The sequence below is a fragment of the Vreelandella halophytica genome (genome assembly GCF_968193635.1).
The window spans coordinates 933523-952637 of record NZ_OZ309107.1 but is presented as its reverse complement, the minus strand read 5'-3'; the positions used below and the strand labels follow the sequence as shown (position 1 = coordinate 952637).

At 61.1% G+C, this 19115-nt stretch carries 16 protein-coding genes and 2 riboswitches; of the genes, 5 read left to right on the top strand and 11 right to left on the bottom strand.

Annotated features, from left to right (window positions below; translation table 11 throughout):
* The first annotated feature begins 46 nt into the window (after positions 1–46).
* Positions 47–196: riboswitch (TPP riboswitch) on the top strand.
* 87 nt (positions 197–283) lie between these two features.
* Positions 284–952 carry a thiaminase II gene (gene tenA, locus ACWHXT_RS04440; protein WP_447957398.1) on the top strand — a complete coding sequence of 223 codons (669 nt, stop codon included), beginning with the start codon at positions 284–286 and terminating at the stop codon, positions 950–952.
* 19 nt (positions 953–971) lie between these two features.
* On the opposite strand, the gene ACWHXT_RS04435 is transcribed toward tenA, so the two are convergent.
* From ACWHXT_RS04435 to ACWHXT_RS04410, 6 genes are read right to left on the bottom strand one after another with little or no spacing between them, the layout of a single operon-like run.
* Entirely contained in the window at positions 972–1985 is a 1014-nt protein-coding gene (locus ACWHXT_RS04435; RefSeq protein WP_447957397.1) for a Rieske 2Fe-2S domain-containing protein, read from the bottom strand.
* Positions 1985–3133: an ATP-grasp domain-containing protein gene (locus ACWHXT_RS04430; RefSeq protein ID WP_447957396.1), complete on the bottom strand. Its 1149-nt coding sequence runs from the start codon at positions 3131–3133 to the stop codon at positions 1985–1987. Before ACWHXT_RS04430 ends, ACWHXT_RS04435 begins: the two co-directional genes overlap by 1 nt.
* Before the next feature lie 4 nt (positions 3134–3137).
* On the bottom strand, positions 3138–4319 hold the full coding sequence (locus ACWHXT_RS04425) for a hypothetical protein (RefSeq protein WP_447957395.1): 1182 nt from the start codon (positions 4317–4319) through the stop codon (positions 3138–3140).
* 43 nt (positions 4320–4362) lie between these two features.
* Positions 4363–5211, bottom strand: a complete 849-nt coding sequence (locus ACWHXT_RS04420) for an MBL fold metallo-hydrolase (protein ID WP_447957394.1) — start codon at positions 5209–5211, stop codon at positions 4363–4365.
* Positions 5208–6212: an NAD-dependent epimerase/dehydratase family protein gene (locus tag ACWHXT_RS04415; protein WP_447957393.1), complete on the bottom strand. Its 1005-nt coding sequence runs from the start codon at positions 6210–6212 to the stop codon at positions 5208–5210. Before ACWHXT_RS04415 ends, ACWHXT_RS04420 begins: the two co-directional genes overlap by 4 nt.
* The gene (locus tag ACWHXT_RS04410; protein ID WP_447957392.1) at positions 6209–7204 is read right to left on the bottom strand and encodes a 3-oxoacyl-[acyl-carrier-protein] synthase III C-terminal domain-containing protein; all 996 of its coding nucleotides are present in this window, start codon (positions 7202–7204) and stop codon (positions 6209–6211) included. Before ACWHXT_RS04410 ends, ACWHXT_RS04415 begins: the two co-directional genes overlap by 4 nt.
* A gap of 152 nt (positions 7205–7356) precedes the next feature.
* Positions 7357–7470: riboswitch (TPP riboswitch) on the top strand.
* A gap of 77 nt (positions 7471–7547) precedes the next feature.
* On the opposite strand from ACWHXT_RS04410, the gene thiC reads away from it, so the two are divergent.
* Positions 7548–9428, top strand: a complete 1881-nt coding sequence (gene thiC, locus ACWHXT_RS04405; protein ID WP_447957391.1) for a phosphomethylpyrimidine synthase ThiC — start codon at positions 7548–7550, stop codon at positions 9426–9428.
* Positions 9429–9617: 189 nt separating this feature from the next.
* Positions 9618–11306 carry a hypothetical protein gene (locus tag ACWHXT_RS04400; RefSeq protein WP_447957390.1) on the top strand — a complete coding sequence of 563 codons (1689 nt, stop codon included), beginning with the start codon at positions 9618–9620 and terminating at the stop codon, positions 11304–11306.
* Between the two features lie 131 nt (positions 11307–11437).
* On the opposite strand, the gene ACWHXT_RS04395 is transcribed toward ACWHXT_RS04400, so the two are convergent.
* The 5 genes from ACWHXT_RS04395 to ACWHXT_RS04375 form a co-directional block, all read right to left on the bottom strand.
* The gene (locus ACWHXT_RS04395; RefSeq protein ID WP_447895375.1) at positions 11438–11617 is read right to left on the bottom strand and encodes a CsbD family protein; all 180 of its coding nucleotides are present in this window, start codon (positions 11615–11617) and stop codon (positions 11438–11440) included.
* Positions 11618–11727: 110 nt separating this feature from the next.
* Positions 11728–12780 (bottom strand): DUF2955 domain-containing protein, encoded by a 1053-nt coding sequence (locus ACWHXT_RS04390; RefSeq protein ID WP_447957389.1) that lies wholly within the window; start codon positions 12778–12780, stop codon positions 11728–11730.
* A gap of 67 nt (positions 12781–12847) precedes the next feature.
* Complete coding sequence (locus tag ACWHXT_RS04385; protein ID WP_447957388.1) at positions 12848–13909, bottom strand: HlyD family secretion protein; 1062 nt, start codon at positions 13907–13909, stop codon at positions 12848–12850.
* A gap of 166 nt (positions 13910–14075) precedes the next feature.
* Positions 14076–14585, bottom strand: a complete 510-nt coding sequence (locus ACWHXT_RS04380) for a porin family protein (protein WP_447957387.1) — start codon at positions 14583–14585, stop codon at positions 14076–14078.
* 77 nt (positions 14586–14662) lie between these two features.
* Positions 14663–15580: an EamA family transporter gene (locus ACWHXT_RS04375; RefSeq protein WP_447957386.1), complete on the bottom strand. Its 918-nt coding sequence runs from the start codon at positions 15578–15580 to the stop codon at positions 14663–14665.
* Positions 15581–15736: 156 nt separating this feature from the next.
* On the opposite strand from ACWHXT_RS04375, the gene ACWHXT_RS04370 reads away from it, so the two are divergent.
* Both ACWHXT_RS04370 and pta read left to right on the top strand, forming a co-directional pair.
* Positions 15737–16918 (top strand): acetate/propionate family kinase, encoded by a 1182-nt coding sequence (locus tag ACWHXT_RS04370; protein WP_447957385.1) that lies wholly within the window; start codon positions 15737–15739, stop codon positions 16916–16918.
* Entirely contained in the window at positions 16915–19095 is a 2181-nt protein-coding gene (gene pta, locus ACWHXT_RS04365; protein ID WP_447528032.1) for a phosphate acetyltransferase, read from the top strand. The genes ACWHXT_RS04370 and pta overlap by 4 nt, the downstream gene beginning before the upstream one ends.
* The last annotated feature ends 20 nt before the right edge of the window (positions 19096–19115 follow it).

The following is a 19115-nucleotide window of genomic DNA, read 5'->3' as shown; positions in this document are numbered from 1 at the left end:
ATCTCACCTTGCATCTCCCCCCGCCCAGCCCTAGACTCGCCAAGACAACTGCTTGACGGGGTGCCGGTGATATCCGGCTGAGATGGCGCAGGGCGAGCTTAAAGCTTCCAAGCGCGGGTCCCGCTGAACCTGATCCGGCTAATGCGCTTATTGGAAAAGCGCGGGTACCGGCGTAGGGATCAAGCGATGGCGCCGGCTGGCTCTACCATGATCGCAAGCCCCCTTCCCCGCCATTTCCTCGATCTTCTCGCCTGCCCTTCGGATCTCTACCCCCGGAGGAAACATGGGCTACTGCTTTAACGATCTCACCACCGCTTGCCACAACGACTGGCGCGCTTATATCGAGCACGACTTCGTGCGCCAATTGGGCAACGCCACGCTCCCTGAAGAATCCTTTCGCCACTACCTGAAGCAGGATTACCTGTTTTTGATTCACTTTGCCCGTGCCTACGCGCTGGCCGCCTACAAAAGCCCCACGCTTGCCGACCTGCGCCAAGCTCATGAGGGCATGAAAGCCATCGTCGATGTCGAGCTGGATCTGCATATCGGCTTTTGCCGCGAGTGGGGCATTAGTGAAGACGAGCTGGCAAAGCTGCCCGAAGCGCGTGCGACGATGGCCTATACCCGCTACGTGCTGGATACCGGCAGCCGGGGCGATCTGCTCGATCTGCATATCGCCCTTGCACCGTGCCTGGTCGGCTACGGCGAAATCGCCAACTGGCTGAATGCTCAACCTTTTACCCTGCGCGGCGCAGATAGTCCTTATGACGCCTGGATTGCCATGTACGAAGGCGAGGAGTTCCAAGCGGCGATGCACGCGGAGCTCGAGTGGTTGAACGCCCGCCTGGCAGAAGTTTCGCCCGCCCGCTTCGCCGAGCTCACCAAGATATTTCGCGATGCCACTCGCCTGGAAATCGACTTCTGGCAGATGGGGCTAACGCTGGCGGAGTAGCTGCAACGCATGCTCCGTTTTAAAGCATTACCTTGACGGTCGGGTCTTCGCCTTTGGGTAGCGTTTCGCCCATCCAGAGGCGATGCAGGCGCGTTTTTAAAATATCACCAGGGCCCGAAATGAATTTTGGCTGGCCGAAGTGAGTCATCACCTCATGCTGTCGTTCCAGGGCTTTGCGATCCTGAGCAACGACCGGGGCCAGAAACAGACGAATGGCAGCCTGCTTGAGCCAATGGGGCGCCATACCATTGGGCGTCGAAAAGCAGGCAAAGGGCGTAAAGGTACCCGCGGTGGCCGGTGTAAAAATCGCCGTAACGCAGAGCGTCAGCTTCGTCTGTCCTTCCCAGCGCGCCTGTACCGTGGTGGGGGGATAGTAGCGCGAGACGCTATGCGAGCGATCGCGTTCGAGAAAACGTGACATCAGACCTGTATCGGGCTGGGTCTGCTCTATTTTCATATCGATCCCATTGCCATGGCTGGTCACGACGAGTTCGACGGGCAAGCGCTTATCGCGGCGGCGAATGAAGCCATGATGCAGATGGTTGGTATGAAAGGGGTCCATCACGTTCTCTATGGCATCAAAGGCGCGCCCACGCCAGGTCCCCTGTTGCCACCAGAAGTGATCAAGCGCTGGATTGCCAAGGTCTGGTGGCAGCTCCGGCTCAGCCGGGGCCGCCTCCGAGAGCGCAACGAACACGCCACCGTGGCGCTCCACTGCACGCAGTGGCGTGGCCGCTAGGCGCGCGTCGCAAGTGGTTTCAACCTCACATCCCGGTACCTTGGCGCAGTGACCATCGCGACCAAAACGCCAACCGTGGTAGGAGCACTCCAGCGTGTTGTTCGTGACACGTCCTTCGGAGAGCGGGTAGTTGCGGTGAGGGCAGCGATCCACTAATGCACCGATACCCTCATCAGTACGAAATAGCGCTATTGGCGTATCGCAACACATAACCTTACGCACTTTGCCGCGCGGCACATCACGAGACAAAGCGACCAGATGCCACGCATCCAGCACCGCTTGGGGAAAACTCATCAGGGCAGCTCCTCGCCGTTCCACTCCAAATCATGGGTTGTGGCGGCGTTGGTAGAGTGTTTGTGAAGAAGGCCGCTAATCGCAAAGGCCGCCGCGTCGGTCAAGGCGCCGATCAGTACCCAGCGGTCGTGGGGAGTAGAAATCGCATCACTACCGGCCCGCACACAATGCCACCAGTGCGCCAAACGTGCATGGCGGAGCGCTTTCGGCAACCCAAACAGCCACATGGCTGGGCCCAAGTAGCGGATAGCGGGTGATCTATCGGGCGTGGGTATGCCATCGCCCATGCTTCGGGCAAGATGCCCCTCTCCCCCAAACAAGTGCACGCCGCTGGTTGCGCGCGGGTTGCACTCAAGCAAAAAAGGCGCGCCAGCCTTATCGAAGATGACATCGCAGGCGAACTGACCATGCATTTTGCTACTCGCTGCCAACTCCATGGCCAGTGTGTGAAGCCTCGCGTAGCGCGGGGCCTCTAAAGGTTCAAAGGCGTAGCAGGCGCTGCCGGCCATACGCCAATCCGACTGATAAGCGCTGAAGGCAGCGAGTTTGCCGTGGTGGGCAACGGCGTAAAAGCAGGCCTCTTCACCGCTTACATAGGCCTGCGCCATCCAGGGGGCCGTGGGGCTCGGAACCTGCTTGTCCAAGGTAGCCGCCTCTGGGGTGATCAATGTCTGATCGCCAAAACGACTAAAGCACGGCTTAAATACCCACTCATGGCAAGTAGCACGATAAGATGCTAGCTGGTCAACGCTCTCTATCGGCTCGCTGTTGGGTACCGGTAACCCCGATTTTTGACAATGTCGAGCGAAGGCCAATTTGTCATGGAGCGTGCGCAGTGTCTTAAGCGAAGGTGCCAGAAGCCGTTCACCCAACCAGCCATGCAGGCTGGGGGCGGCCAAATGGAACACCTCTTCGCAGGTTGGTACCACTAACTCTATATCGTGCTGCTCGACCAGTACCCTTACCCACTGACGAAATGCATGGCCCTGCTGACGAGGTGCGGGATGGCGATGCAGCCGGACGGGCAGTCTTGAGCAGCGCGCCATTCTCGCCGTGACGCTGTCTGCCATGTGCACTTCCCAGCCCGCAACACAAAAGTCTCGCGCAAGCTCCAGCGCTGCCACCGAACGCGCGCCGGTAATCAACACACGCCTAACCATGATGACTAACCACACGGCGGCGTTTAGGACCTGGCCAGCCCTTGAAGTCATGCGTTACTTCGACAGGCACCGGCAGTTGGCACAAACGCTTGAGCGTGGCGGCCGCGTGATCGGCATCGCTGGCCGAACAGCAAGGGGAAAGGTGGAGCACTACGCGCTCGGGCCACGCCTCGGCCTGCCATAGCGGGCAGCTCCCCCGCACGGACTCCATGGCCGCGACCACCTGAGGCGGCGTAACAATATGAGAACCAAAGCGCCAAAGATCGCTCACTCGGCCCTGGGGCGGGCGGATAATTCGTCCGGCAAACCCGCAGGGGCAAGTAGCCGCACCCAGCTCCAAATAATCATCGCCGCGCACACGCACAATGGGTTGGCTGACCCGGCGCAAGTCGGTAATGATGGGTCGGTAGCCCGGCGTGCCGGGCACCGGTTCCAGCTCGATGATCAACGAATGATCATTCAGGTGCAGATGACCATGGGCGCACTCGGCGCCTAAAAAACCTTCAGTGGCCTGGTAAATCGCCCGAGGGGCGCAACCCAATTGATGAGTAATGGTTTCCCGCTCGGCCTCCCCCATCGGTTCGCTACCTACAAAGAGGTGGCGTAGCGACGGTAAATCCATGCCCGCCTCGGCCAGTGCGACAAGGCGATGAGGCGGCGCAATCAAAATCGTGGGGGCGAACGTCTCCAGAGCGGTACGTGTCTGCTCGCATGAGTCGTTCAAGGGAAAATGGCCGAAGACGAAACGCTTGCGCTGCACATCACTATAGAGTGCATTGCTGGCACGCAGATGCAAGGCCAGCCGCTGGCGGGCCAGCAGCGCCCGGGCGGGCAGCAGCCGCGCAAGGCTCTGACCAAGATAGTCGGCGCGCTCCTGGGAGCTGGCTAAAAAGAGCCCACGCGCCGTACCGCTGCTCCCGGTCGACCAGCCCGCCGACAAGGCTCCCGTTTCGCAGCCCTGCTCGGCGGCATCGGCCATGGCATAAAGCGCTGACGTGCTCAGGCCAACGCTGTTCCAGGCACCGTAGTCACCACGCAACGCCGCTACCTCAGTGATCGGCACGTTCTCCCACGCTCCCCAAGCGACATCAGTCAGCGCCGGGGTGCGCGCCAGTACCGGCTGAAGCTGTCGCCATTGAGCGCTACGCCTTGCCGCTAGCTGGCGAGGCGACAAACGTAACGCTCGCCGGGTGCGAAGCCAAGCGGCAGCGATATGGCTAGCGTGCATACGGCCCCTGAAAGCGTTGCGCGCTCTCGGCGCAGTGCGAAGGTAAAATGGTCAGTTCCTTATTGCGCTCGGCTGCCGTGCATAGTTTTGCAAAGGTGGCCCGATAACACCGGGTATCTCCCAGCAGCGCGGTGGTAAGCTTGGGCGGTGGACGACGCTCCAGAATCGACTTGCCCAACCAGACCGCATCGGCGGCGAGTAGTATGAACCGATCATCCGTGGTGCGCAGCGCCAGCCCCCAGTGCCCTACACAGTGCCCGGGCAGCTCGACGGCCAACAAACTGCCGTCACCAAGAATATCGCGCCCCTCGCTAAAGGGTGCGAAGCTGCTGGGCAGCGCTAGCGCAGGCGCCTCTTCGAAAAAGCGGGCGTTGGCATCCGCGGCTTGGGGTACCAGTGCGGGGAGGAGTCCTTGGCGAACCCGCTTGAAGCGCCCCGGCGCGCGCAGCTCGGCCAGCCCGGCCCTGGCACAGTAGACGGGGCGCTCGGCCAAATGGCACATACCGGCCACGTGATCACCGTGAAAGTGCGAAATGATGGTCGCCGTAATATCGCGATCGTCGATACCGTGGGTGGCAAGCCAGGTGTGCCAGGCGTGTTCGGTGCCCACTTCCACCGGCGTTGCCCAGCGGTAGAGCCGCTCCGGAAAAGGGGCCGTTGCCTCCCAAAACGCCGGGTCGTAGCCGGTATCGAAAAGCAGCAAACCACGCGTCGGATGCTCGATAACACCCAACATTGCAGGAAAATCCACGGGGCTGAAGCGGCCGCCAGAAAGCGTCGCGGCTTCAGGGTGCCGGCAAAACCCACGCGCCAACCAGCGAAAGCCGACGCGGATCATGGTGTCTCCTGTCCGGCCAGCTGCCGGGCCTGAGTCAGTAAAGTGTCCATGGCATCGAAGCGGGGCTGATAGCCCAGTAGACGCTGGGCAGGTTCCAGGTCAAAGGTTTGCGAATAGGCAAGCGTAGCCAGCTTGTAGCGCGTCAACAGCGGCTCCTTTTCCGTCTCGACCAGCGCTCCCCAGTGTTCCTGCAGCCAGGCCATCGCGCGCGCCACCCTCACGGGTACGTTGAACATTGTCGGGGATTGTCCCAGTGCAGCGGACAGCCGAGACGCCACTTCGCGCACCGTGACAGGCTGCCCCCCGGAGATGTTGATCGCCCGCCCTATAAGCGCTGGGGCGCGCGTCTCGGCTTCACAGATAGCCCACGCCGCATCGCGCAGGTCGGTCAGTTCGATAAGTGCTCTGCCATCTTTGGGCAGCGGAATCCTTGGGCGACCAGCCAACTCGGCGAGTTTGGGGAGAATGATACGATCGCCCGGCCCCACCAGTGCACGGGGGCGGATAGCGCAGCAGTGAAGAGAATCTCGTCTAGGTGACAACACATATTGTTCGGCGGCCAGCTTGGTACGCGCATAGTGGTTGAGCGGCGGCTCAGCAGGCTGGCTTCGTTCATCGATCCGAAGCCGGTCGCGATAAGCGGCAAAAATAGAAGGCGAGGAAACCAACACAAACCGAGTTGCCCCGCTTTGTGCAGCAGCGTCGAGTAGTCGCTCGGTCATCGTTACGTTGTGGCGCTCAAAAGCCTCTCGGGGACCCCAACTGGCCGACAAAGCGGCGGCATGAATCACGCTATCGACCTCATCCAGCAACGGTGAAAGACTGGCCTGAGGGCGTGATAAATCCGCCGCCACGAAATCGGCACCCAAGCCGGTAATTACCTTGCCCGCCTCTTGCGAGCGCCCCGTGGCGCGTACCACATGTCCGCGCGATAGCGCCTCGCGCACCAGCGCCATGCCCAGCCCGCCCGTGGCGCCGGTAATCAAGAGACGTCGGCTCATACGCGCAAGACCATGGCACTGGCGCTGATGCCTGCCGCCGTTCCCAAGAGTAAAAGATAGTCGCCCGCCTTGACCGCGCCGGTGGTCAGCGCATGGGCGAGTACGGTGGGAATCGAGGCCGCAATCTGGTTACCGGTGGTCGCAAAGATATTGACCACTCTGTCGCTACGCGGCGCAAAGAGCCGCCGCACATGCTCGACGCCGGGCGCACTGGCCTGATGGCAAACCACGCAGGCCAGCTCATCGCGAGTAATATTGGCCTGGTCCAGCGCCTGCCCGATGACACCGGGCAGCGTTTTGGCGGACGCCTTGAAAATCCCGAAGGCGTCCATCTCGAAGCAGGCGCCAGCTTTCAATGCCTCAAATCCCTCTTCGATGCGCAGCTTCGTACCGCCCGCCCGTAGCTGAGCAAGCCCATGGTGGGCACCATGAGTAACCGATGCACTACCATATAACCCCTGCTGCTGATCGTCGCTTGCTTCGATCGCCAACGCCGCTGCGCCGTCGCCGAAGATAGCGCGCGTTTTAGGCTCATACGGATTAAGGCCCGCCGAGGCGATATCACTGGCGAAGAGCAAAACACGCTTCCAGCGCCCGCAAGCGATGCCCATGGCGGCAATATCCAGGGCCGTCACAAACGAGAGGCAGGTCTGGTTGACATCGAAACTGGGCACGCCGGAATCTCCCAAGCCCAGCTGGTGCTGTACCAGCGCGGCCGTAGAGGGGATCGGCTGCTCCATCACGCCACACCCGCCAATGATCACATCCGGCAGCGTTTCGCCCCATCCCGCTCGAGCCAATGCCTCGCGAGCCGCAATCGCGGCCATACTCGAGGTGGTCTCTGCCCCGCTGGCAACGTGGCGAACGGCGATACCAAACTGGCTCTCGGTCCAGCCGGGTGTAAACCCCTGTTCCTCATCCAGCTCAAAAGAGGAGAGCTTTTTTGAGGGGCGGTAACTGCCCCAGCCTACAAGCGCGAAATTACTGATCATGGATGCTCGTCTATTCAGTATGCTGACTTACTTTAAACCGGGCCTTGATTCAATTGCGACCATAACCATAATAAAAATTAGCCACCCCTTAATCACTTGCTACATCCTCGTGGCTGCATCAAACTACTTTTAGCGCGGCTGGTCGCCGCGCGTAACGCTTGACGGGGTGCCGGTAACGCCGGCTGAGATGGTGCCGATTCAACAGCACTGATCCCGTTGAACCTGATCTGGTTAGGACCAGCGTAGGGATCAAGCGACAGGCAGCAACTAAAGATAACCTCACCCTGCCTCAGCCTCCCTTTGCGCGTCCTCTCTATTTAGTCTTTCTAAAGGGAGAGCCTCCATGACGAAAACAGCCCACTTTCTGGCCGAAACCGCCAAAGTCGATGCCGCCGCCATCGCGCCGCTGCCCGCCTCCACCAAGCGCTATATAGAAGGCTCGCGGCCAGACATTCGCGTGCCGTTTCGCGAAATCACCCTGTCGCCGACTACCACCAGCGGGGTAGATGAAGAAAACCCGCCGCTGCTGGTGTACGACACCTCCGGCCCCTACACCGACCCCGCCGCGCAGATCGACCTGCGCCAGGGCCTGGCGGAGCTGCGCCGGGCGTGGATCGAGGAGCGCGACGACACCGAGTTTCTGGAAGGATTGACCTCGGAGTACGGCAACCGCCGCGCCAACGACCCCACCCTTGCCCAGCTGCGGTTCGATTTGAAGCGCACCCCACGCCGGGCGAAAGCGGGTCACAACGTGACCCAACTACACTACGCCCGCCAAGGCATCGTGACGCCAGAGATGGAGTTTATCGCCATCCGCGAAAACCAGCGTCGCCAAGCGTTGGGCGATGCCGAGGTCGAGCGTATTTTAGGCCACCAGCACCGGGGCCAGAACTTCGGCGCCAGCATCCCCGAAGAGATCACCCCGGAATTCGTGCGTTCTGAGGTGGCCCGCGGCCGGGCGATCATTCCCAACAACATCAACCACCCGGAAAGCGAGCCGATGATCATCGGGCGCAACTTCCTGGTGAAGATCAATGGCAACCTGGGCAACTCGGCGGTGACCTCGTCCATCGAGGAGGAAGTCGACAAGATGACCTGGGGCATCCGCTGGGGCGCGGATACCATCATGGATCTTTCCACCGGGCAGAACATCCACGAGACCCGCGAGTGGATACTGCGCAACTCGCCGGTGCCCATCGGCACGGTGCCGATCTACCAGGCGCTGGAAAAGGTCAACGGCGTGGCGGAAAACCTCACCTGGGAGGTGTTTCGCGACACGCTGATCGAGCAGGCGGAACAGGGCGTGGACTACTTCACCATTCACGCGGGCGTCTTATTACACTACGTGCCGCTGACGGCCAACCGCGTCACCGGGATCGTCTCCCGCGGCGGCTCCATCATGGCGAAGTGGTGCCTGTACCATCATCAGGAGAGCTTCCTGTATACCCACTTCGAGGAGATCTGCGAGATCTGCAAGCAGTACGACGTGGCGTTTTCCCTCGGCGACGGCCTGCGCCCGGGCTCGATTGCCGATGCCAACGACGAAGCCCAAATGGCGGAGCTGAAAACCCTGGGGGAGCTGACCCACATCGCCTGGCAGCACGACGTGCAGGTGATGATCGAAGGCCCGGGGCACGTGCCCATGCACCTGGTGAAAGAGAACATGGACAAGCAACTGGAGTACTGCGACGAGGCGCCCTTCTATACCCTTGGCCCGCTGGTGACGGATATCGCGCCCGGGTACGACCACATTACCTCCGGCATTGGGGCGGCGATGATCGGCTGGTTCGGCTGCGCGATGCTCTGCTACGTGACGCCCAAGGAGCACCTGGGGCTGCCCAACAAGGAGGATGTTAAAACCGGCATCATCACCTACAAGATCGCCGCCCACGCGGCGGACCTGGCCAAGGGCCACCCGGCCTCACAGCGCCGCGACAACGCGCTCTCCAAAGCGCGCTTCGAGTTCCGCTGGGAGGACCAGTTCAACCTGGGGCTGGACCCGGACACCGCGCGCAGCTATCACGACGAAACCCTGCCCAAGGATTCCGCCAAGGTGGCGCACTTTTGCTCCATGTGCGGGCCGAAGTTCTGCTCGATGAAAATAAGCCAGGAAGTACGCGATACCTACCGTGACGCCGCCTCGGGAAATGACGCGGCGCGGGGCATGCAGGCGCAGGCCGAAAAATTCCGCGAGGAAGGCGGCGAGCTTTACCAGAAGGTGTAACGCGCCAATACGTTGTCGCTTCGCTGCCATGGCCTCGATGGCCCGCGCTTGATATGAGCGGGCCATCGAGGCCGTTTTTTTAAAGGTGCGCGGTGTCGATCGAAAAACCCGGTTCAACGTCAAGGGACAATAGTGTTGTTAACCCAAGTTATGTATTCTTTGGGTTTCCTTTCAGAGAGCGACCCGACGATGAATAGAAAAACCTACCTGGCGGCCTCCCTTGCTCTGTTGGGCGGTAGCGTACTCAGCGGCTGCGGCGACGACAGCGACTCGGCCGCCGATACGTCGATGCTGCGCTACATCCCGGCGGACTCCCCGTACTTCATGGCCACCCGGGAGACGATGCCGGAGCAGGAGGTGTTCGATTTCTACAAACGCACGATGCTCTTCGATGAAGGCCTGGAACAGGACATGGAGGAGTTGCGCGAGCTCCAGCGCCATGAAACCGATGCGCAATCCCAGGCGTTCATCTCGCTGATCCTCGCTCTCGGAGAAGAGGTCAAAAGCGTAGGGACCCTGGACGACCTGCATGAGCGAGGTATCAAGGCCGCGCCCCAGGCCGCATTTTACGGCCTGGGCATCCTGCCGGTGCTGCGCTTTGAACTGGAAGATAGCGCGGCGTTTCGCGAAACCCTCGAGCGCGTGCTGGCCAATGCCGATATAACGCCGCGCACGGGCACCACAGACGGCACCGACTACTGGGTGCTGACCCCGGAAGACGATGTCGAGATCATCCTGGCCCTCGTCGACGGGCAGGCGTTGCTGTCGCTGGTGCCCGATGATGCCAGCGATTCCTTGCTGGCCGAGGTACTGGGTAAGAATCTGCCGGAAGAGAGCCTCGATGACACCGGTGCCCTCGCCGATCTCGAAAGCCGCTACGGCTTCACCCCCTACGGGGCGGGCCAGATTCGCACCGCCCGCGTACTGGATGAGTTGAGCTCGCCCGACCACGCAGGCACCGAGGCCCTGTTGGCTTTGGCCGGCGAAGAGCCGCTGGACTTTTCCGCCTGCCAGGCGGATCTCGACCGTATCACGGGCCGCTTCCCCGGTATCGCGATGGGCTCGCGGGAGCAGGACCTAAACGGCCGCTCGGAGATGAACCTGATCGTGGAAACCGACGACGCGATCGTCAGCGACCTGCGCCGCCTCGTTACCGACGTGCCGGGTCTGGGAAGCAAAGAAGGGCTGGCGAGCTTTGGCATGGGCCTGAGCCTGCCGGTGCTACTTGAAACCGTGCAGACCTACTCGCGCCAACTGCGCGAGAACCCCTTCGGCTGCGCCGAGCTTCAGGAGCTAAACGGCGCCTGGGACGATGCCAACAAAACGTTGAGCCATCCGCTCATGATGATGGTTGGGCCATCGCTTTCGGGCCTCTACACCCGAGTCGACAGTTTCTACGTCGAAAACGGCATGCCAGCGGGCACCGGGCTTTTGACACTGGCCTCCCCCAACCCCATGACGCTGCTCCAGAGCGCCAGCAACTTCCTGCCAGGTTTTGACGAGCTAAGGCTGACGCCAGGCGGCGACGCCCAGCGCGTCGAGAGTATTCTGCTGCCCCCGAACGCGCCCGAGCTTTACGCCGCCATGTCCGAGTCCGCTTTGGCACTGGGCCTTGGCAGCGACGACCCCTCGTCACTGCAGGATGAACTTAAGGCCTCGTCCACCGATGAGAACCTGCTGATGCACGGGTTCATGGCCGGCGACTTCTTTCATGCGATGGCAAACGTCGCCGCGCAGTCCCCCGGTGACGACTTCTCCAAGGCCGATATCGAGGTGTTCCGCCACTACGGGGACATCTACGATCAGATGGAGTGGTGGGTAACGGTTGGCGACGGGGGCCTGGAGATGGGCTTCTCGGTCGAGATGGCCGAAGAGTAGGCATGACCACGCGTCAGCGTAGCGCCGTCCGGGCGCTACGCTGAACGACAATCTGCTCTCAAAAACAAACGATCTGCTCTCAAAAACAAAACAGGGGCCCGAAGGCCCCTGCTCACTATTCTAAAACTGAATTACTTTTTGGCGGCGTCTTTTAGATCGCCCTTACCTTTTTGCACTTCGCCTTTGGCTTGCTGGGCTTTGCCCTTGGCTTCGGTCTTGTCGCTACCGGTTACTTTGCCAGCGGCTTCTTTCACTTTGCCCGCAGCTTTGTTGGCGTTACCGTTTGCTTTATCTTCGTTTGCACCAGACATAGTCATATACCTCTAATCCGTTAGTAGGGAACGTGCATCCTGCAAGGAGACAATCACTGTCTTTCGCTTTACAGGTACCTATTAGAGTAGCCGGTGCTGAAAAAGTTGCGTTAATTTCTTTCGGGCAATGCCGTGGCCTTCCACTTATTGAGCAGCCGGTGCAGGCAGGCCATGACCATTAGCGTGATCGACAGCGCCACGAACATCGATGAAAACCGGTAAAGCGCACTGTAAACAAGGTCCTGGCTTGGCCCAAGCGACTGGCCAAACAAAATGCCTAGCGTGGTCATACCGCCAAACCCGACACCGGAGCCTCCCGCCTCGCGAACGTGTTCGCGGGCAAAAAGCATCAAACCCAGCCAGTAAATCATGATCGCCAGTAAGAAGTGATTGCTCTGGGTATAGAGCAGCATCTGCATCACCAGCGCCATGTTGCACCCTAAAAGCGTACCGATGATCCGCCGGATGGACGAGGCCTGGGCGCCGGCATAGCCCATGGCAAACAGCACCAGCACCGTCGCCATTTGGGCCGAGAGCGAATCGCGCAAATCAAAGGTTTGAAACACCACGAAAGAGAGGGTGGCGGTAATTCCGCCGATCAACGTCTCGTGGCGGATTTGCGCGGCCGGCTTCTCCGCCCGCGGGGGCGGCTGGCGGGGCGTGACGTCGGGGAAAAGCGTGTGCATGAGCATGGCGATCAGCACCGCCAACAAACTCGCCAGCATGTTGGCGGTTAAAAGCTCGCTCAGGTCCACCCCAGGGTAGCTTGCAAAGTGCAGCAAAACACTCAGGGTCACCACGCCGTTGGCGGCGTATAAAAAAAGCGGGCCTTTCGCCATCAGATTGAAGCGGAAAAGAAAAATGCCGAGCACCACCAGCGTCATCACCACCGGCATATGCTGTAACAGGCCGATGATCAGGCTGACCTCCACCACGTTGAAGGTAGCGTTGCCCAGAAACTGGCGAACGATGCTGGCATTCAGCAAAGGCACCATGCCCAACAAAAACATGGGAAAGACGGTGAAGAACACACCGTAGTTCCAGCCCATTATCTTGCTGATGACGAACCCGATCGTCGCGCCCCCGGCCACGCGCAGGCACTGGCGCAGGCCGTTTTCGTCCAGTATCTTCTCCCGCGCCGGGCCGCCAAACACGTAGGTCATGAACGCCTTGATGGGTCTGGCGTGAGTCAACCGGTGTTGAATCGACCCTGTGTTAGTAGACCGGATCTTAGTAGACATAATGTAGCCAGCTGATCAAATGCGCCTGTAGCCACGCGAACGGGTGCGCCAGCGCATGCTCGCCGGGCAGTAGTTGGACGCTCGCCCGGGCGCCGCTGGGCGGCATCGCCGCGAGCGGGTTTGCTAATGTAACGTGCAAGCGCAGGCGCTGGGCATCGCGCACCCACCGGTTCGAAGTGGGAATATCGGCCAGTTGGCCGTTGGCGCTGATCTGGCCTTCGCTCACGCCGGCGTCCAGTGCCGTCACGCGGCCTTCGAAGATATGCCCGGGCAGCGCATCCAGTATCACTTTCGCTTCGTCGCCGACGTGCACGTGGCGCAGGCTCTTCTCGCGAAAGTCCGCCACGATATCCACGCCGCCCGCCACCAGCGCCAGCACCGGCTGGCCCGCCTGCACGTAATCGCCGGGTTGAAGTTGCAGGTTGGTCACCTGCCCCGCTTCTTTGGCGCGCACCTCGGTACGGTCCAGATCGAGCTGCGCATTGGCTAGCGCATTGCGGGCCTGGCGCAGCCGAAGATTGGTATCGCCTTCTTCACCCAACTGCGCCTCGAGGCTTTTGATTTGTGCCTCGGCCGCGCGCACGTCGGAATTGGCGGTATTCGCCGCTGCGACCCGCTGTTCGTACTGCTGGCGGGAAATGCTCTGACGGCCCACCAACGACTCCGCCCGCTGGCGTTCGCCGCTAAGCTCGGTTGCGGTCGCCCGGGCGGCGCTCAACGAGGCGCGCGCCGCGGCCAGGTCGGCCTGCAGGCGCTCGTTCTCCTGGGCGGCCTGCTCGACATCCAGCTCCGCCTTGGCAAGCGCGATCTCGTAAGGCTCGGGGTCCAGGCGAAACAGCACATCGCCCTTGGCCACTTGCTGGTGGTCGCGTACCACCACCTCACTGACCGGCGCACTCAACTGCGGCGCTATACGAGTGACCGGGCGCATGATGCGCGCCTCGGGGGTAAGCGGCATGAAGCTGTCGGCTATCAGGAAGTAGACAAACAAAAGGGCAAAGGCAGCCAAAGCCACCCTTACCCATCGGGTAAAGCGCTGATCGGGAGACATCGTATTTACTCTTTCAAACCCTGGCGGGGCCCAGGTCGATTCAAATTAATACGTTAGTCTACCAAATAATTAGCAAGCTAACAATATAGCCCCTTTTAAGGTTCCATATGCCCACAAAAAACCCCACCGCGGGGGTGGGGTTTTGAAACGCTGCTACGAACTCGCTTTAGAAGCGGTAGCGTAGACCGACACTGGCTGCGTCGAAATCGTAGGCCGATTTATCGAGGTAGCGCATGTAGTCGGCGTTGATCGCAATGTTCGGAGCGATATCAAACTCGGCGCCGCCGCCGTAGGAGAAGCCGCTTTCACGGTCGAGATCGAAATCCACTTCCGTCATACCCGCCAAGCCGTAAAGGCGAACGTTGGGGGCGATCGGGGCGATACCCTTGGCGTAGACACCGGCCAGGTAATCCAGCTTGGCGCCACTGTCGGAGCCGCCTGTACCCAGGTGGCCTTCCACGGCGAAGTAGTCGTTGAACTGAGCGCCGCCGCGCAGGCGCAGGCCTACGTCATCGCGCGAGGAGCCGCGGTCCGGGTCCAGGCTCCAGAACATGGCATCGCCACCGATATAACCTTCCGGGTAGCCAAAGGATTGCTGCGCCTGGGCCGATGCCGCGAAAGCACTTGCGCCGAGAACGACAGCGGCAGAGGTGAGTGATAATACGGTCATCTTCATAGGAGGTACCTCAGTTAAAAAACAGTGTTTCCTTACGTTTTTTAAGTTTGCCCCAGAATGGCGCTCAACGCAACTCCTCAGCGTACCTTCGAAAGACTCAGCACCACGATCCCGCCGACCACGACCGCCCCGCCCAGCAGTTGAACCGGGCCAAGCATCTGACCTAAAACGAAATATCCAAATACCAACGAGGCCACGGGCTCGAGATTCATGACCGGGGCATTGCGTGTCATATCCAGGCGCGGCACAAAAATAAACAGCGTCGAAAACCCGGTGCCGTATAACAGTGCCAACAGCACAAGCCCGGTCCAGCCGGCGCCGTTGCCCGGCAGGTCCATGCCGCCGGGCACCGCGCCGGTAACCGCCCCTATCACCATGGCAAAAAAGACGGTTTGCATGGTCAAGAGGGTGCGCAAGGTACTGCCTACACTGGCCAGGCGGTGTTCGGTAATCCATAGCGCGTTGGCAAAGACGAACCCGGCGAGCAAACCAAAGCCGATACCCGCCATCCATTCGGGGCCCATGCTTTGCGGCGTTGCAAGCCAGGAGGGAATATCCAGCACGACCAGCAGGCCGATCAAAATAGTGCCCATTATCAGGCACTGCCGAAGTGTCGGCCGCGGCCCACCAAGCGCCCAGCTCAGCAGTGCCAGCTGAATGGGAAAGGTGTTGACCAATAAAAGAGCCACGACGACGGGAAGCCGCGCCACCGCGGAGTAGAGGCTTAGGCTTTGAACGGTGATCAAAAGCCCTACCGCCAGTTGCCAGGGCCAGGTGCCCTTGGGCAGCCAAAGGCTTTTCCTTTGTACCCACACCAGCGTGATCAGGATCAAACAGGCAACGCCGGAGCGGGTTAAGATAGCCAGCAGTAAGCCGGTCCCATTATCGAAGGCCAGCCGTGCCGAGACGTGATTGGCCGCGAACATACTGGCCACCGTTACCAGCAACATGATGGCTAAATGGCGCGGAAGCGGCGAAGTGGATAAAGCTGACATAGCGACAGATCGGCTCATATTGGATAAATAAGGGGCAAGAACTAGCCATATTACATGGATGGCCCGCGCGCTTCAGCGCTGATTGCGTCAGAGCCGTCATGCTACACTAAAGTCTATTCCTCGCTTTAACTTAACCCCACCCAAGAGAAGGCTTGTATGAATGCACCGGTGCTGGTGATCAACTGTGGCTCCTCCTCCATTAAGTACGCGCTGATCGATTCGACCCCCGATACACCACGTCTTTCAGGGCTTGCCGAGCGGTTGGGCAGCGCCGGGGCCTGCTTGAAGGGGAAAACCAGCGCGGGGGAACGTTTTACCCAGGCGCTTCCCCACGCCGACCACGCTCAGGCGCTCAACGCCATACTGGATCGCCTGGAGGGCCGCCTGCCCGTGGCGGTCGGTCACCGCATCGTTCATGGCGGCGAGCACTTCACCCAAGCCGCGCTGATTACCGATGACGTCATTGCCGCCATTGAAACCACCGCCGCTTTGGCGCCGCTTCATAATCCGGCGAACCTGGCCGGCATCACCGCCACCCGCAGCGTGTTCGCGGCGCTGCCCCAGGTCGCGGTGTTCGATACTGCCTTTCACCAGACTCTGCCCGAGCGCGCCTACCGCTACGCGCTGCCCGAGGCGCTTTACACCCAGCACGGCATCCGCCGCTACGGTTTTCACGGCACCAGTCACGCCTTCGTAAGCCGCCGCGCCGCCGAACTCAGCGCCCGAGGCGAAGGTGGCTGGCTGGCCGCGCACCTGGGCAATGGCTGCTCCACCGCGGCGGTATGGCACGGCCAAAGCGTGGATACCAGCATGGGGTTGACGCCGCTCGAAGGGCTGGTCATGGGGTCGCGCAGCGGGGATGTCGACCCGGGCCTTCACGCCCACCTGCACCGCCAGTTGGGCTGGTCGCTGGATAAAATCGACGAGGTGCTCAACAAGCAAAGCGGGCTTTTGGGGCTTTCCGGCTTGACCAACGATATGCGCGAAATCGAAGAGCAAGCGCTTGCCGGCCACCCCAAGGCATCGCTTGCGCTGGAAGTTTTTTGCTACCGAATCGCCAAGTCGTTGGCCGCGCTCTCCTGCGCACTGCCCTCTTTGGACGGCGTCATTTTCACCGGCGGTATCGGTGAAAACTCGCCGATCGTACGCGCGCGGGTGCTCGCCCTGATGCCCCACTTCGGTTTTACGCTCAGCGAGACGGTGAACGAGGCCACCATTCGTGGCCAGGAGGGCCTTATCAGCCAACCCGACCACGGCCCGGAAGCCTGGGTCATTCCCACCGATGAAGAGGGGCGTATCGCCCTGGAAACTCGCCAGTGCCTGGAGACCTTGATATGAGCACACCGGACGACCAACCCCAGGCCATTTTGCTGGTACCTACCAGCGCGGGTGCGGGCCTGACTTCGGCCTGTTTGGGTCTTATTCAGGCGCTGGATACCATTGGCCTAAAAGCGGGCTTTTTGAAACCGTTCATGCAAAACGAGCTCAACGGCCCGGGCCTCGACCGCTCGACGGCGCTTGTCTCGCGTACGCTGAACCTGCGCCCACCCTCGCCCATCTCCCAGGCGCGGCTGGAGCGGCTCTTGCGCGATGACCATACCGATGAACTGATGGAAGATGCCGTCGAGCTCTTCGATCAGGTGCTCCAGCAAGCCAAGCGCGACGACACGGCGCTGGATTTGGTGGTCGTCGAAGGCGTCGTCCCCACTCAGTACACCACCTACGCCACGCAGACCAACGCCCAGCTTGCCCATGCGCTGAACGCGCGGATCATTTTGGTCGGCACCGGCGATTTGAACGAGCCCCAGCGGCTGGCCGAAGAGCTCGACATGCACGCGCGAAGCTTCGGCGGCGTAGGGTCCAAGCGCACCCTGGGCGGCATTTTGATGCGCATGAAGAACCTGCCCTACGGCGGCCACGAAGACGAGCTCTCCGCCGCACCGGGCACGGTCAAACCTCAGCTGGAAGAACCGGTCCTGGCGGAGCTGCGTCGCTACTCGCCCTTTTTGGCCACCGAAAGCTTCCACCTGATCGGCATCGTGCCGCAAAGTAAAACACTCAACGCGCCCCGTACGCTGGATGTCGCCCGGGCGCTGAACGCCACCGTGCTCAACGAAGGCGACGCCGCCTCGCGCCGGGTGCTCTCTACCAGTCTGTGCGCGCGAAGCGCCGCCAACGCTCTGCACATCTTTACACCGGGCAGCCTGGTCGTGGCCTCCGGCGACCGGGACGACGTGGTGCTCGCCTCGGCGCTGGCCACCATGAACGGTACCCAGCTCGCCGGGGTGTTGCTCACCAACGGCTTCATGCCCAACGACAACATGATCGAAATGTGCCGCCCGGCGCTGAAAACAGGCCTGCCGGTACTGGCGGTCGAAACCGACAGCCTGACCACCGCCCAGAACCTGACCATGGTCAGCCGTGAAATCCCCATGGACGACTTCGAGCGTGCCGAGCAGGTGGCCCGCTACGTGGCCGCGCACATGGATTTGGAATGGCTAAAAGCCAACCTGAGCCGTGGCTATACCCGGCGCTTGTCGCCCTCGGCGTTTCGCTACCAGCTGGTCAAGCAGGCTCAGTCGGTCAAAAAGCGTATCGTGTTGCCGGAGGGCAACGAACCCCGCACCGTGGAGGCGGCCATTATTTGCCAGCGCCGCGGCATTGCCGACTGCGTACTTTTGGGCCAGCGCGAGGAGATCGAAAGCGTGGCCCGCCACCGCGGGCTGACCGTACCCGAGGCGCTGACCATCATCGACCCGGAGAGCACCCGCGCTCACTACATCGCACCGATGGTCGAGCGCCGCCGTGGCAAGCTCAACGAGTTGACCGCCGAAGCCCAGCTTCAGGACAACGTCGTGCTCGGCACCATGATGCTCGCCCTCGATGAAGTGGACGGCCTGGTCTCCGGTGCTATTCATACCACCGCCAATACCGTGCGCCCGGCATTTCAGTTGATCAAGACGGCACCGGCGTACAGTCAGGTATCGTCGATCTTTTTCATGCTGCTGCCGGAGCAGGTCGTCGTCTACGGTGACTGCGCGGTGAACCCGGACCCGGACGCCGAAACCCTGGCCGAGATCGCGCTGCAAAGCGCCCGCTCCGCCGAGGCCTTCGGGATCGAACCGCGGGTCGCCATGATCAGCTACTCTACCGGCGACTCCGGCACCGGCGTGGATGTCGACAAGGTGCGCGAAGCTACGCGTATCGCTAAAGAGCGCGCCCCCCACCTGGCGATCGACGGCCCGCTTCAGTACGACGCCGCGGCCATCGAAAGTGTCGGCAAGCAGAAAGCACCGGACTCCCCCGTGGCCGGCAAAGCCACGGTGTTCGTTTTCCCGGATTTGAATACCGGCAACACGACCTACAAGGCAGTACAGCGTAGCGCTCGGGTGGTCAGCGTGGGCCCAATGCTGCAGGGTTTGAACAAACCGGTGAACGACCTTTCCCGCGGGGCGCTGGTCGACGACATCGTCTACACCATCGCGCTCACGGCGATTCAGGCCAGCCAGCGCTAGCGTTGTTTTTTGGTACGTGG

Coding starts and splice junctions, on each gene's coding strand:
- tenA (WP_447957398.1), top strand. CDS start 284: ATGGGCTACTGCTTTAACGATCTCACCACCGCTTGCCACAACGACTGG.
- ACWHXT_RS04435 (WP_447957397.1), bottom strand. CDS start 1,985: ATGAGTTTTCCCCAAGCGGTGCTGGATGCGTGGCATCTGGTCGCTTTG.
- ACWHXT_RS04420 (WP_447957394.1), bottom strand. CDS start 5,211: ATGATCCGCGTCGGCTTTCGCTGGTTGGCGCGTGGGTTTTGCCGGCAC.
- ACWHXT_RS04415 (WP_447957393.1), bottom strand. CDS start 6,212: ATGAGCCGACGTCTCTTGATTACCGGCGCCACGGGCGGGCTGGGCATG.
- ACWHXT_RS04410 (WP_447957392.1), bottom strand. CDS start 7,204: ATGATCAGTAATTTCGCGCTTGTAGGCTGGGGCAGTTACCGCCCCTCA.
- thiC (WP_447957391.1), top strand. CDS start 7,548: ATGACGAAAACAGCCCACTTTCTGGCCGAAACCGCCAAAGTCGATGCC.
- ACWHXT_RS04400 (WP_447957390.1), top strand. CDS start 9,618: ATGAATAGAAAAACCTACCTGGCGGCCTCCCTTGCTCTGTTGGGCGGT.
- ACWHXT_RS04395 (WP_447895375.1), bottom strand. CDS start 11,617: ATGTCTGGTGCAAACGAAGATAAAGCAAACGGTAACGCCAACAAAGCT.
- ACWHXT_RS04390 (WP_447957389.1), bottom strand. CDS start 12,780: ATGACCTACGTGTTTGGCGGCCCGGCGCGGGAGAAGATACTGGACGAA.
- ACWHXT_RS04385 (WP_447957388.1), bottom strand. CDS start 13,909: ATGTCTCCCGATCAGCGCTTTACCCGATGGGTAAGGGTGGCTTTGGCT.
- ACWHXT_RS04380 (WP_447957387.1), bottom strand. CDS start 14,585: ATGAAGATGACCGTATTATCACTCACCTCTGCCGCTGTCGTTCTCGGC.
- ACWHXT_RS04375 (WP_447957386.1), bottom strand. CDS start 15,580: ATGTCAGCTTTATCCACTTCGCCGCTTCCGCGCCATTTAGCCATCATG.
- ACWHXT_RS04370 (WP_447957385.1), top strand. CDS start 15,737: ATGAATGCACCGGTGCTGGTGATCAACTGTGGCTCCTCCTCCATTAAG.
- pta (WP_447528032.1), top strand. CDS start 16,915: ATGAGCACACCGGACGACCAACCCCAGGCCATTTTGCTGGTACCTACC.